The sequence below is a fragment of the Streptococcus sp. HMSC36C04 genome, assembly GCF_001839535.1.
Taxonomy (GTDB): domain Bacteria; phylum Bacillota; class Bacilli; order Lactobacillales; family Streptococcaceae; genus Streptococcus; species Streptococcus hominis.
The window spans coordinates 15,316-28,545 of record NZ_KV841599.1 but is presented as its reverse complement, the minus strand read 5'-3'; the positions used below and the strand labels follow the sequence as shown (position 1 = coordinate 28,545).

Annotated in this window: 13 protein-coding genes; 12 read left to right on the top strand and 1 reads right to left on the bottom strand. The window is 41.9% G+C overall.

Translation table 11 applies throughout. The features are described from left to right. Window positions 1–141: 141 nt before the first annotated feature. On the bottom strand, window positions 142–1,941 hold the full coding sequence (gene pepF, locus HMPREF3249_RS06510; RefSeq protein ID WP_004224207.1) for an oligoendopeptidase F: 1,800 nt from the start codon (window positions 1,939–1,941) through the stop codon (window positions 142–144). 398 nt (window positions 1,942–2,339) lie between these two features. Here pepF and pnp point away from each other — a divergent pair, with 398 nt between their 5' ends. The 12 genes from pnp (at window position 2,340) to rpsI (ending at window position 13,182) form a co-directional block, all read left to right on the top strand. After that, window positions 2,340–4,520: a polyribonucleotide nucleotidyltransferase gene (gene pnp, locus HMPREF3249_RS06505; protein ID WP_004224202.1), complete on the top strand. Its 2,181-nt coding sequence runs from the start codon at window positions 2,340–2,342 to the stop codon at window positions 4,518–4,520. A 49-nt stretch (window positions 4,521–4,569) separates the two neighbouring features. Beyond that, window positions 4,570–5,154 carry a serine O-acetyltransferase gene (gene cysE / locus HMPREF3249_RS06500; RefSeq protein WP_004224199.1) on the top strand — a complete coding sequence of 195 codons (585 nt, stop codon included), beginning with the start codon at window positions 4,570–4,572 and terminating at the stop codon, window positions 5,152–5,154. A 43-nt stretch (window positions 5,155–5,197) separates the two neighbouring features. After that, window positions 5,198–5,965, top strand: a complete 768-nt coding sequence (locus tag HMPREF3249_RS06495; RefSeq protein ID WP_059221491.1) for a nucleoside phosphorylase — start codon at window positions 5,198–5,200, stop codon at window positions 5,963–5,965. Between the two features lie 83 nt (window positions 5,966–6,048). Next, complete coding sequence (gene cysS / locus HMPREF3249_RS06490; RefSeq protein ID WP_037593347.1) at window positions 6,049–7,392, top strand: cysteine--tRNA ligase; 1,344 nt, start codon at window positions 6,049–6,051, stop codon at window positions 7,390–7,392. Beyond that, a complete protein-coding gene (locus HMPREF3249_RS06485) occupies window positions 7,385–7,789 on the top strand; it encodes a Mini-ribonuclease 3 (protein WP_003039549.1) in 405 nt (134 codons plus the stop codon). The genes cysS and HMPREF3249_RS06485 overlap by 8 nt, the downstream gene beginning before the upstream one ends. Further along, on the top strand, window positions 7,776–8,648 hold the full coding sequence (locus HMPREF3249_RS06480; protein WP_022525161.1) for a helix-turn-helix domain-containing protein: 873 nt from the start codon (window positions 7,776–7,778) through the stop codon (window positions 8,646–8,648). Before HMPREF3249_RS06485 ends, HMPREF3249_RS06480 begins: the two co-directional genes overlap by 14 nt. A 110-nt stretch (window positions 8,649–8,758) precedes the next feature. After that, window positions 8,759–9,889 (top strand): ABC transporter ATP-binding protein, encoded by a 1,131-nt coding sequence (locus HMPREF3249_RS06475; RefSeq protein WP_022525160.1) that lies wholly within the window; start codon window positions 8,759–8,761, stop codon window positions 9,887–9,889. Between the two features lie 144 nt (window positions 9,890–10,033). Beyond that, window positions 10,034–10,762: a 23S rRNA (guanosine(2251)-2'-O)-methyltransferase RlmB gene (rlmB, locus tag HMPREF3249_RS06470; protein WP_022525159.1), complete on the top strand. Its 729-nt coding sequence runs from the start codon at window positions 10,034–10,036 to the stop codon at window positions 10,760–10,762. Further along, on the top strand, window positions 10,759–11,283 hold the full coding sequence (locus HMPREF3249_RS06465) for an NYN domain-containing protein (RefSeq protein ID WP_004224185.1): 525 nt from the start codon (window positions 10,759–10,761) through the stop codon (window positions 11,281–11,283). The genes rlmB and HMPREF3249_RS06465 overlap by 4 nt, the downstream gene beginning before the upstream one ends. Then, window positions 11,273–12,142, top strand: coding sequence for a DegV family protein (locus HMPREF3249_RS06460; RefSeq protein ID WP_070867546.1), 870 nt, complete (start codon window positions 11,273–11,275; stop codon window positions 12,140–12,142). Before HMPREF3249_RS06465 ends, HMPREF3249_RS06460 begins: the two co-directional genes overlap by 11 nt. Window positions 12,143–12,323: 181 nt before the next feature. Then, window positions 12,324–12,770, top strand: coding sequence for a 50S ribosomal protein L13 (rplM, locus tag HMPREF3249_RS06455; protein ID WP_003026230.1), 447 nt, complete (start codon window positions 12,324–12,326; stop codon window positions 12,768–12,770). Between the two features lie 19 nt (window positions 12,771–12,789). Continuing rightward, a complete protein-coding gene (rpsI, locus tag HMPREF3249_RS06450; protein ID WP_003035124.1) occupies window positions 12,790–13,182 on the top strand; it encodes a 30S ribosomal protein S9 in 393 nt (130 codons plus the stop codon). Window positions 13,183–13,230 lie beyond the last annotated feature (48 nt).

The window sequence follows — 13,230 nt, the reverse complement described above, 5'->3', positions numbered from 1 at the left end:
GAAAATATCATATCACAACTTGTTATCGCTTTCAATAACTAGGAAGTGAAATTTTTCAAATTACCACAAACTTAAAAATTTTGTTTTAAATCAATTCATATAAAACAGCTTCAAATTGAAATCTGAAGCTGTGTAGATAATCTATTCTCCTAATTCCTCGCTGTAGGTAATAATCTGATCAACTGTATCAGACAAGAACTGAATTGTGTCGCGGAGTGGTTTGTCTGTGGAAATGTCGGCTCCGATGATACGAGCAGTCTCAAGTGGCGTTTTACTTCCACCAGATTTGAGGAAGGTTAGCCAATCGTGAGCGCCATTTTTGTCATTTTTCAAATGAAGATAGCCGGTAGTAGAGATGACAAGTCCAGCAGAGTAGGTATAGCTGTATAGCCCCATATAATAGTGACTTTGCCGCATCCAAGTGAGCGCAGCATCATCGTCGATTTCGACTGCATCCCCCCAAAACTCGGTAAGAACTTCTTTCATAATACTGTTAAGCTTCGTTGCTCCAAAAGTTTCGCCTGCTTCAACGAGATTATAAACCCGGCGTTGGAAGGCTGCTTCCAAGAGATGGGTGATAAAGTTATGGAAGTAAGTGTCCGTTAGACGGTGAGCGAGTGCAAATCGCTTTTGACGTGGATTGTCAAATTGATGTTCCAAATAGTCGCTAAGTAAGAGTTCGTTGAAGGTAGAAGGAGCTTCTACGTAATAGGTCGACATGTGGGTATTGAAATAGCTTTGACTATTGTCAGAGAAGATGAACTGACCAGAGTGACCAATTTCATGAATCAGAGTATACACATCACTCATACGGCCTGTCCAGCTCATAAGAACATAAGGATGCACGCGATAAGGATCAGTGGCATAGCCGCCAGAGTCCTTGCCAGCATTCGCTGCAAAATCCACCCAGCGCTCTTTTTGGTAATTGGCAATTTCGCGTGTATATTCTTCTCCGAGTGGAGCAACGGATTTCATCACTAAGTCATAAGCGTCCTCAATAGTGACATCAGGATTGAGTGCACTGTCCAAGTCCAGCTTCCAATCTGCAAAGGTCATTTTTTCGAGGCCGTTGATCTTAGCAACGTGCTTGAGGAACTTTTGTGCAACAGGTGCAAATTCAGTCATGATGAGGTCAATTTGCCGATCGAACATAGAGCGATCTACCTCTTGCTCAGCCAAAAGATAGTCAAAGACAGAGTCATAGCCTTTCATATCTGCTAGAAGCTTTTCAGATTTGACCTGAGCCAGATAGGCAGCAGCAGCAGTATTTTGGTGCTGACGAAGGCCTTCTGAGAAAGAGCGGAAAGCTTTTTCACGGATTTGAGCATTTTCGTGGTTTTGATAGAAATTCTCATAGGTAACAAAGCTGTTTTTATAAACTTTGCCGTTTACTTCGAAGTCAGCCATGGCAAAGTCGCCAGCCCGCATCCTAGTGTAAATATCCTGTGGACTGTAAAAGACTTCACCTAGATTGGTCAAGGCTTTTTCAATATCCGCTCCCAGATAGTGGGCTTTTTTGATTTTAGCTTGGCGAATTGCGGCAGTCAAATGTGTTAGTTGTTCGAGACGATTAAGAATTTCTTCGTCAGCATTGACCAAGGCTGCATCAAAGAAGCTGAGAGCAACGCTAGCTTCTGTTTCGAAATCTGTACCAGCTTGCGCAATCTGTGCAAAGTTTTCATCACCGTAGTCCGTTGTTTGTGGCATAAAACTGTAGTTGCCGATATGACTTCTTTGAATATAGATTTGTTCCAATTCAGCAAAGGCCTTTTCAAAATCCTCAAAAGTATGAAGGTTGTCCTTATAATCCCGTATGAACTGGTTAATGTCTTCACGAGTTTTTTCAATCGCCCGTAGGAAATCTTCACGGTCTTGATAGAGAGCTGTTAAGTCCCACAGTTCCTTTTCTGGAAACTCAGAACGTTGTTTTTGTTCAACCATATCTATTCTCCTTGTTACTAGCTTTCTTTCTAGTATAGCAAAAAATAAGAATAATAGATAACATTTCAAAAATTCTTGCTAAAAAGCTATTTTAAGGCTTTTTCTTTTGGTGTAAAATATGATAAAATAAAGTTTATACGTGCTTGATACAAAGATGAGGATAGACAAAGTATAAAAAACACTTAAACTTTCTATCAACAGTCGTGGCTATGGAAAAAGGTGTGTTGAACAGGATAATGAGTTATTTTATTGAAACAAAGCTTGTGCCTAATTATGCAAGCAGAAATTTTTGGAGTGGAACTCAGGATTCATTTTTAATATCCTAAATCTATCTTGATCTTTGTAGGCAAGACGTATAAAAAATTAGAAATTGAGCATAGACTCAAAGAGGAATAATTATGGTAAAACAAATATTTAAAACCACTTTTGCTGGCAAAGAATTAGTGGTTGAAACTGGACAAGTGGCGAAGCAAGCGAATGGTAGCGTAGTGGTGCGCTATGGTGAAAGTACCGTTCTGACAGCAGCCGTTATGTCAAAGAAAATGGCGACTGGCGATTTCTTCCCGCTTCAAGTCAATTATGAAGAAAAGATGTACGCAGCTGGGAAATACCCTGGTGGCTTTAACAAGCGCGAAGGACGCCCTTCGACGGATGCGACTTTGACCGCTCGCTTAATCGACCGTCCCATTCGTCCCATGTTTGCGGAAGGTTTCCGCAATGAAGTTCAGGTTATCAATACCGTTCTTTCTTATGATGCGGATGCTTCAGCACCTATGGCAGCTATGTTTGGTTCATCTCTTGCGTTATCAATCTCAGATATTCCTTTTAATGGTCCAATTGCTGGTGTGCAGGTTGGCTATGTCAATGGAGAATTGGTCATCAATCCAAGTCAAGAACAAAAAGAAGCTTCGTTATTGGAATTAACCGTTGCAGGAACTAAAGAAGCGATTAACATGGTGGAATCTGGTGCCAAAGAATTATCAGAAGAAGTGATGCTGGAAGCCCTTTTGAAAGGTCATGAAGCAGTGAAGGAATTGATTGCTTTCCAAGAAGAAATCGTGGCAGTAGTTGGAAAAGAAAAAGCAGAAGTTGAGCTTCTTCGTGTTGATGAAGAATTGCAAACAGAAATTGTAGCCGGCTATAATGCTGATCTTCAAAAAGCCGTTCAGGTAGAAGAAAAATTAGCTCGTGAAGCCGCAACGCAAGCAGTCAAAGACGAAGTAATAGCCCTTTACGAAGAAAAATATGCTGACCACGAAGAATTTGACCGCATCATGCGTGATGTGGCTGAAATTTTAGAGCAAATGGAGCATGCAGAAGTACGGCGTTTAATTACTGAGGACAAGATTCGTCCAGATGGTCGTAAGGTAGATGAAATTCGTCCATTGGATGCTGAAATTGACTATCTGCCACGAGTGCATGGCTCTGGTCTCTTTACTCGTGGGCAAACGCAGGCTTTATCTGTCTTGACCTTGGCGCCAATGGGTGAGACGCAAATTGTGGACGGACTTGATCCAGAATACAAGAAACGCTTTATGCATCATTATAATTTCCCACAATATTCTGTAGGAGAAACGGGACGCTATGGAGCACCTGGTCGTCGGGAAATCGGTCATGGAGCTCTTGGTGAACGTGCACTTGCGCAAGTTCTCCCTAGTCTAGAGGATTTCCCTTATGCAATCCGTTTGGTAGCAGAAGTTCTTGAGTCAAATGGTTCATCTTCACAAGCCTCGATTTGTGCTGGGACACTTGCTCTTATGGCCGGTGGGGTACCAATTAAAGCACCTGTAGCCGGAATCGCTATGGGGCTCATTTCAGATGGTAGCAACTACACGATTTTAACAGATATTCAAGGCTTAGAAGACCATTTCGGAGATATGGATTTCAAGGTAGCCGGTACACGTGAAGGAATTACTGCTCTTCAAATGGATATCAAGATTGAAGGAATTACTGCTGAAATCTTGCAAGAAGCATTGGCTCAAGCTAAGAAAGCACGTTTTGAAATTTTAGATTTGATTGAACGTACGATTCCAGCTCCTCGCACAGAACTCGCTCCAACTGCTCCGAAGATTGACACCATTAAGATTGATGTTGATAAGATTAAGATTGTCATTGGTAAGGGCGGTGAAACGATTGACAAGATTATCGCAGAAACAGGTGTCAAGATTGATATAGACGAGGAAGGAAATGTTTCTATTTACTCTAGCGATCAAGATGCGATTAACCGTGCCAAAGAAATCATTACAGCGCTTGTGCGTGAAGCAAAAGTAGATGAAGTGTATCATGCAAAAGTTGTTCGGATTGAGAAATTCGGTGCTTTTGTCAATCTCTTTGACAAGACAGACGCCTTGGTGCACATCTCTGAAATGGCTTGGACGCGTACCAATAAGGTTGAAGATTTGGTGCAACTTGGTGATGAAGTAGATGTCAAAGTTATTAAGATTGATGAAAAAGGTCGTGTGGACGCTTCTATGAAAGCTCTTCTACCACGTCCTCCTAAAGAAGAGAAAGCAAAAAAACATCATCATAAAACACATAAAGAGCATAAAGCTGTTCAAGAAGAAAAGGCGCAAGACTAGACAGGTTGCTAAGTATTTGCCTTCAGTCTAAAGCTAGAAAGGAGTCATCATGGGTTGGTGGAAAGAGACGATAGCGATTGTGAAAGAAAATGATCCGGCAGCTCGCTCCTCACTTGAGGTGCTGTTGACTTATCCTGGGATTAAGGCTTTGGCTGCTCACCAACTTTCTCACTTTCTGTGGAATCATGGATGTAAACTTTTAGCTCGGATGCATAGCCAATTTTGGCGCTTTTGGACTCAGATTGAGATTCATCCGGGGGCACAGATTGCTTCAGGTGTCTTTATTGACCACGGGAGTGGTTTAGTGATTGGCGAGACGGCCATTGTAGAAAAAGGAGTGATGCTCTATCATGGTGTCACTCTTGGAGGAACAGGGAAAGATTGTGGGAAACGTCATCCGACAGTTCGTCAAGGTGCGCTTATTTCAGCTCATGCGCAGCTAATTGGTCCGATTGAAATCGGTGAAAATGCCAAGGTAGGAGCGGGTGCAGTAGTGGTAGCAGATGTACCAAGTGATGTGACAGTTGTTGGTATACCGGCTAAAATCGTCCGTGTGCATGGTCAAAAAGATACTCCAACTATCAAGAATTTAGAAGAAATCCGCGAAGAAAGTTATTATTCGTCTAAATTGTAGTGAGAGATGGTTGAATGTAGGCTCAAAAGAAGGTGTATATAGCGTGCTATTAGAAGAATTTGAAGATGTAGTTGGGGTTATCGAACCAACAGATAGGCAGATTATTGATAAGGGAGAGGTTTGTAAAACTATCATCTTGTCCTTTAACGGGGAAATTTTGCAAGGCTTGATTGAATCAGAAGAAGTCTATCTGGGAGGCTATTTAAAAAATCTTAACGGTCAATTTCCTTGGTATATATATAAATGTGATGGAAATCGAGTGGCGGTCATGACGGCACTTATTGGAGCTCCGATGGTAGTCGGCCAGCTAGAGGAGTTGGCAGCTAGAGGTTTCAAGAATTTCGTCATTTTAGGTTCCTGTGGCGTTTTGGATCGTTTGATTGAGGCGGACAAGATTGTCTTGCCTGCTGCTGCTTTGCGAGATGAAGGGACTAGCTATCACTATGCCCCGCCGGGTGATGAAATCGCCTATGACGAATCCCTGTTGGTTGAGCTGGAAGCTATCTTTGGTAAGCACGATATCGAGCATATCCGAACCAAGTCTTGGACGACAGATGCTTTTTATCGGGAAACACCTGATAAAGTTAAACGCCGTCTAACAGCGGGAGCCCAAGTAGTAGATATGGAAGCTTCGGCTATTATGGCTTGGAGTCAATTTCGTAAAGCTCAGGTTTATCAGTTCTTCTATACAGCAGATTATGTGGATCACCACAATAAAATCTGGGATGCCCGCCGTGAAGAGCGGACGGCTGATGCCATGACTTTTTTCACGATCGCTTTGACAATAGCAAAGGAACTAGAAAGGAACTGAGTAGAAACAGAAAGTTTGACACTAGATGACTGCTTCTGCAGTTGATTTTATCTACTTTCCAGTCACTCTCAGTATCGTAAAATATGATCAAAATCTATGATACTATGACTCGCAGCCTACGTGAATTTGTGCCCATTGAGGAGGGCAAGATCCGCATGTATGTCTGCGGTCCGACGGTTTATAACTACATCCATGTCGGCAATGCCCGCTCAACAGTAGCTTTTGACACGGTTCGCCGCTATTTTGAGTATCAAGGCTTTGAAGTCAACTATATTTCCAATTTCACGGATGTAGATGATAAGATTATCAATCGGGCCAAGGAAGAAGGCATCACTCCCAAAGAAGTGGCGGACAAGTATATCGCCGCATTTCGCGAAGATGTAACCGCTTTGGGGGTCAAGCCGGCTACTCAGCATCCGCGTGTGGTTGACTTTATGGGAGATATCGTCCGCTTTGTGGCGGACTTGATTGAAAAAGGCTTTGCCTATGAGAGTCAAGGGGATGTCTATTTCCGAGTGGAAAAGTCTCACAATTATGCCAAACTAGCTAATAAAACCTTGGCTGATTTAGAGTTAGGCGCTTCTGGTCGGACAGATGAGGAAACCACCCGCAAGGAAAATCCAGTGGACTTTGCTCTCTGGAAGGCGGCTAAACCGGGCGAGATTTTCTGGGACAGCCCTTGGGGAGCAGGTCGTCCAGGTTGGCATATCGAATGTTCCGTCATGGCGACAGAAATTCTGGGAGATACGATTGATATTCACGGTGGCGGAGCTGATTTAGAATTTCCGCATCATACTAATGAAATCGCTCAATCAGAAGCTAAAACTGGAAAGACTTTTGCCAACTACTGGATGCATAATGGCTTTGTCAATGTTGATGATGTCAAGATGTCTAAGTCTCTGGGTAACTTCATTACCGTCCACGATGCCCTTAAAACCATTGACGGACAAGTTTTGCGTTTCTTTTTTGCAACTCAGCACTACCGCAAGCCTATCAATTTTACAGAAAAAGCCGTTCACGATGCGGAAGTAAATCTGAAATATCTGAAAAATACTTACGAGCAACCCTTTACGGGAACGGTCGATCTGACAGACTTGCAGGTTTTTCTGGATAAATTCACCACTGCTATGGATGAAGATTTCAATGCAGCAAATGGCATTACAGTCGTTTTCGAACTAGCTAAGTGGATTAATTCCGGTCACTACAATCAAGAGGTGAAAAGCGCTTTTGCTGAGCTTCTGCAAGTTTTTGGTATTGTCTTTACAGCAGAAGTACTGGATGCGGATATTGAAGCCTTGATTGAGCAGCGCCAAGCTGCGCGTGTTGCCAAGGACTTTGCAACAGCTGATAAAATCCGTGATGAATTGGCAGCTAAAGGGATCAAGCTTTTAGATACCAAGGACGGAGTGAGGTGGATCCGTGATTGATGTCAATCTTATAAATGGTATTGCCTTGGCTTTTGAAGGTGATGCTATTTACTCAACTTATATCCGCCGTCACTTGATTTTCCAAGGATTAACCAAGCCGAACCAGCTACACAGAGAAGCAACCAAGTATGTGTCAGCTCGCGCGCAAGCTAACCTCATTTCTCAAATGTTGGAAGAAAAAATTCTGACCGAAAAGGAAGAAGATATTTACAAGCGTGGACGCAATGCCAATAGCCATACAAAAGCTAAAAATGCTGATATTGTGACCTATCGCATGTCGACAGGTTTTGAAGCCGTTCTGGGATATTTACACATGACCGATCAAATCAAGCGTTTAGAAGAGCTGATTGATTGGTGTATTGTGAGAGTGGAGGGCGCACAGCATGATAAAAACTGATTTTTTAAAATGGTTCCCTCAAGGGAGGCTTCAATCCAATCCAAATGCAAAAGAGGATGAAGTGGCAATTCCCATTTCAAGTAATCAATGGTTGTTATTAAAAAAAAGCAGTCTGACAGAGCGAGAGCAAGAACTTATTTCTTTACTGACTGGGAAAGACTCTGCATTTGATGGTGGACCTTGGTATGATTATTTGGTTCATAACCGTGGCAAAATGCCTCAAAACGTTCAAAAGCTACAGTTCGTCCATTGTCATTTATTCCATTATGAAAAGGAAACGATTGGGTCTTGGTTGGAAATGATGCGAACCATACTGCCTAATAGAATAGCAGATTTTCAGCTGTCCTCTCAGGATTACATCTTTGTGCTAGATCAAACGCAATTAGTCCCTGTAAAAGATGTTCTCCGTGATACTTTATCGGCTATCGAATATGACTTTAGCTTAACTCTGACGATTCAAATCGGGCAAATTTGGCCTCTAATTTTTGAAGAAAGTTATTCAGAACTTTTTCAAGCGGAACATGCTCTTTTTATCAAATGGTGGGAGCAGGTTCAGCATTCCAATGTGCATTCTTTTTCCCAACTCTTTTTGTGGGGGATTGGGCAAAAGGATTTCATATTGCCAATTTTAACGAAGAAACTTCATCAATTGATTGAAAGTCAAGATCAGCTCGTTGATATTATTGCAGCTTTGTGGGAAAACACGGCAGTTGTGACAAAAGCTGCCCAACAGTTGTATATTCATCGGAATACTTTGCAGTATCACATCGATAAATGGGAAGAATTGACGGGCTTACAGCTAAAAGACCTGACAGATTTGACTTTGTGTTACCAAATTGTCATCAATGATTTAGTGTAATGTTTTGTGCACCCTGCACAAAACATTTTTTTTATTTTGTTCACTTTGCCATAGGATAATGAAGCGTTTTCATATATAATAAAATCATAATAACAAAGGAGTTCTATTTTATGGTAGAATTAAATTTAAAAAACATTTACAAAAAATATCCAAACAGCGAACACTACTCTGTAGAAGATTTCAACTTGAATATTAAAGATAAAGAATTTATCGTTTTCGTAGGTCCTTCAGGATGTGGGAAATCTACTACGCTTCGTATGATTGCTGGTCTTGAAGACATCACAGAAGGTGAATGTTCAATTGACGGACGCGTGGTGAACGATGTGGCACCAAAAGACCGTGATATTGCTATGGTTTTCCAGAACTATGCTTTGTATCCACACATGACCGTGCATGACAATATGGCTTTTGGTTTGAAACTTCGTAAATACAGCAAGGATGATATTGAAAAACGTGTAAATGAAGCAGCGGACATTCTTGGTTTGAAAGAATTCTTGGATCGTAAACCAGCTGACCTTTCAGGTGGTCAACGTCAACGTGTAGCCATGGGACGTGCCATTGTCCGTGATGCAAAGGTATTCCTTATGGACGAACCACTTTCTAACTTGGATGCGAAATTGCGGGTATCCATGCGTGCAGAAATCGCTAAAATTCACCGTCGTATCGGAGCAACAACTATCTATGTTACCCACGACCAAACAGAAGCGATGACCTTGGCTGACCGTATCGTTATCATGTCTGCAACGAAAAACCCTTCAGGAACGGGTACAATCGGACGTGTAGAACAAATCGGTACCCCACAAGAAGTTTACAAAAACCCAGTTAATAAATTTGTTGCAGGCTTTATCGGAAGCCCAGCGATGAACTTCATCAATGTAACTTTGAAAGGTGATGAAATTGTAGCACAAGACCTTTCTCTGAAAGTACCAGAAGGTGCCTTGAAGGTACTTCGTGAAAAAGGCTATGAAGGCAAGAAACTCATCTTTGGTATTCGTCCAGAAGACATCAATACAGAAGGTGCTTTCCTTGAAACATTCCCAGATTCAGTAGTTCATGCTAAAATCTCTGTATCTGAATTGCTTGGCTCTGAATCCCACTTGTATTGCCAAGTTGCAGACAATGAATTTATTGCTAAAGTAGATGCTCGTGATTACCTCAAAGCTGGAGCAGGTATTGACCTTGGCTTTGACTTGAACAAAGCACACTTCTTTGATCCAGAAACAGAAAAGACAGTTTACTAATTTACAACGCCTCTAGAATAAATTAATAAGAAAATGCAGGATGCCTTGTTTTATGCAAGACTCCTGCGTTTTTTTATAGAAGTTAACTATAAGGTGATTTATAAATAAGAAGAAGCATTTTAAAATTTATGTTATACTAAAGCTATGGAAAATAACGATATTGTCTACGGTGTACATGCTGTGACGGAAGCTCTCATGGCCAATACTGGGAATAAACTCTATATTCAAGATGACCTACGTGGGAAAAATGTTGCTAAGATGAAAGATTTGGCAGCAGAAAAAAAGGTTTCTATTTCTTGGACAAGCAAAAAAACACTGCAAGAAATGACAGACGGTGCCGTTCATCAAGGTTTTGTCTTGCGTGTTTCAGAATTTGCCTATACAGATTTTGAAGCGATGTTGAAAATGGCGGAGCGAGAAGAGAATCCTCTGCTGCTCATTTTAGATGGTCTAACAGACCCACATAATTTGGGCTCGATTCTGCGGACAGCTGACGCGACAAATGTTACAGGCGTCATTATTCCTAAGCATCGGGCGGTTGGTGTTACGCCGGTCGTCGCAAAGACCTCTACTGGTGCGGTGGAGCATATTCCCATTGCTCGTGTGACCAATCTCAGCCAAGCTCTGGATAAACTAAAACATGCAGGTTTTTGGATTTTTGGCACAGATATGAATGGCACCCCTTCGACTAAGTGGAATACGGCAGGTAAACTGGCTCTGATTATCGGCAATGAAGGCAAGGGCATTTCTGCTAATATTAAAAAGCAAGTTGATGAAATGATTACCATTCCTATGAATGGACATGTGCAGAGTCTTAACGCTAGTGTGGCGGCGGCTATTCTCATGTATGAAGTATTTAGAAATCGCCTATGAAACGGAAAATTTTATTAGTAGATGGCTACAATATGGTAGCATTTTGGCAGGAGACTCGTTCTCTCTTTAACAAAGGGGAATTAGACGCAGCACGAACTATTCTGCTCAACAGACTCAGCAATTATGCTAGTTTTGAAAAGCTAGAAATTATCTGTGTTTTTGATGCTCAGTATATGCCGGGAATTCGCCAGACTTATGATGAATTCAATGTTACGGTTGTGTTCACTGAGGAAGAAGAAACAGCAGACGATTACATTGAGCGTTTGGCAGCTGAACTCAACAACCCTATAAATCAAGTATCTGTGGCAACGAGCGACTTAAATGAGCAGTGGACTGTCTTTGCTCAAGGGGCTTTGCGTGTTTCGGCTCGTGAACTAGAAAAACGAGTAGCTGTTACAAAGTCGGATCTGAATCAAATGAGTCAACAGCTTCAAATGGGAAAACCACCTTTGCGTCCTATGGACAATCCAACCTTGCGCGATTTACAGAAAATGATGGAGAAAAAGAAAGATGACTTTTAAAATTTTAACAGATTCAACCGCAGATCTTCCAGAAAGCTGGGCTTTGGAAAATGATGTTCAAATCCTTGGCTTGACCATTCAGTTGGACGGAATAACTTATGAAACGGTCGGGGATAAGAAACTGACGAGTGAGCGGCTCCTCTCTAAAATGGAAGCAGGGGGCCAGCCAACAACCAGCCAAATCAATGTCGGTCAGTTTGAAGCTATCTTTCGTCACTATGCTGAGATCGGCATGCCAGTCCTTTATATTGCGTTTGCTTCAGTCTTGTCAGGAACTTATCAGAGTGCGGTCATGGCACGGGATATGGTTTTAGAAGATTTTCCAGAAGCGGTTATTCAGATTATTGATACCAAGGCGGCGTCTATGGGAGAAGGTATTCTGGTGATGAAAGCGGTGGAAGCGAAAGCTGTCGGTCAAAGTTTGGAACAAGTAGTAGCCTTAATAAAATCTTTAGTGCCAAAAGTGAAAACGTATTTTCTAGTAGATGACTTAAATCACCTCATGCGGGGTGGACGAATTTCAAAGACCGCAGCTCTTATGGGAAGTTTAGTCAATATTAAGCCAGTAATTGCAGTTAAGGGAGATGGAAGGCTGGATTCTGTGGCTAAAGTCCGTGGGAAGAAAAAGGCTCAAACTGAGGTGGTGCGCATGACCTTGGAAGATATTGCCGATCCGCGCGTGGTAATTGCCTATGCAGGAGCAGACAGCCAAGAGGTGGCTCAAGTCTTAAAAAATCAGCTTCTTGCCTCTGAGCAAGTCAATGAAGTTTTAATTTTACCATTAGGACCAGTCATTTCCACTCACACGGGTCCTGGAACTTTGGGACTATTCAGTATTGCCCATGAAAATCAAGATTAAGCGAAATGAAACCGTTCTTTCATAAATAATTTATCAAATATATTGACTTTTACCCCTAAAATTTGGTATGATAGTAAACGGTATTGTTTACCCCATTTGTAAGGCCCCGGAACCTTCCAAATAACTTGCGGACCGGAACATCCGCCTTGTAAACAAAAACGATATTCATATAGGAGAAATCATGAACAAAACAACATACATGGCTAAGCCAGGTGAAGTTGAACGTAAATGGTACGTGGTAGACGCTACTGATGTACCTCTTGGACGCCTTTCTGCTGTTGTAGCAAGCGTGCTTCGTGGAAAAAATAAACCAACTTTCACACCTCATACTGATACAGGTGACTTTGTGATTGTTATCAATGCTGAAAAAGTAAAATTAACTGGTAAAAAGGCAACTGATAAAGTTTACTACACTCACTCAATGTACCCAGGTGGATTGAAATCAATCACTGCTGGTGAACTTCGTTCTAAAAATGCTGTTCGTTTGATTGAGAAATCAGTTAAAGGTATGCTTCCACATAATACTCTTGGCCGTGCTCAAGGTATGAAATTGAAAGTATTCGTAGGCGCTGAACACACGCACGCTGCACAACAACCAGAAGTTCTTGATATTTCAGGACTTATCTAAGGAAAGGAACAAATAAGCTATGTCACAAGCACAATATGCAGGTACTGGACGTCGTAAAAACGCTGTTGCACGCGTTCGCCTTGTTCCAGGAACTGGTAAAATTACTGTAAACAAAAAAGATGTTGAAGAATATATCCCACATGCGGATCTTCGCCTTGTCATCAACCAACCATTCGCAGTTACTTCAACTGTTGGTCAATACGATGTTCTCGTAAACGTTCTCGGTGGTGGCTACGCTGGTCAAGCAGGAGCTATCCGTCACGGTATCGCCCGTGCCCTTCTTCAAGTAGACCCAGACTTCCGCGACTCACTCAAACGCGCTGGTCTTCTTACACGTGATGCCCGTATGGTAGAACGTAAGAAACCAGGTCTTAAGAAAGCTCGTAAAGCTTCACAATTCTCAAAACGTTAAGAACAGCTTTACAGCAACGATTACAGACACTCAATGTTTACCTCATTG

Bases quoted from the DNA above. Each gene is read 5' to 3' on its own strand.
- pepF (WP_004224207.1), bottom strand. From the start codon at position 1,941: ATGGTTGAACAAAAACAACGTTCTGAGTTTCCAGAAAAGGAACTGTGG.
- pnp (WP_004224202.1), top strand. From the start codon at position 2,340: ATGGTAAAACAAATATTTAAAACCACTTTTGCTGGCAAAGAATTAGTG.
- cysE (WP_004224199.1), top strand. From the start codon at position 4,570: ATGGGTTGGTGGAAAGAGACGATAGCGATTGTGAAAGAAAATGATCCG.
- cysS (WP_037593347.1), top strand. From the start codon at position 6,049: ATGATCAAAATCTATGATACTATGACTCGCAGCCTACGTGAATTTGTG.
- HMPREF3249_RS06480 (WP_022525161.1), top strand. From the start codon at position 7,776: ATGATAAAAACTGATTTTTTAAAATGGTTCCCTCAAGGGAGGCTTCAA.
- HMPREF3249_RS06475 (WP_022525160.1), top strand. From the start codon at position 8,759: ATGGTAGAATTAAATTTAAAAAACATTTACAAAAAATATCCAAACAGC.
- rlmB (WP_022525159.1), top strand. From the start codon at position 10,034: ATGGAAAATAACGATATTGTCTACGGTGTACATGCTGTGACGGAAGCT.
- HMPREF3249_RS06465 (WP_004224185.1), top strand. From the start codon at position 10,759: ATGAAACGGAAAATTTTATTAGTAGATGGCTACAATATGGTAGCATTT.
- HMPREF3249_RS06460 (WP_070867546.1), top strand. From the start codon at position 11,273: ATGACTTTTAAAATTTTAACAGATTCAACCGCAGATCTTCCAGAAAGC.
- rplM (WP_003026230.1), top strand. From the start codon at position 12,324: ATGAACAAAACAACATACATGGCTAAGCCAGGTGAAGTTGAACGTAAA.
- rpsI (WP_003035124.1), top strand. From the start codon at position 12,790: ATGTCACAAGCACAATATGCAGGTACTGGACGTCGTAAAAACGCTGTT.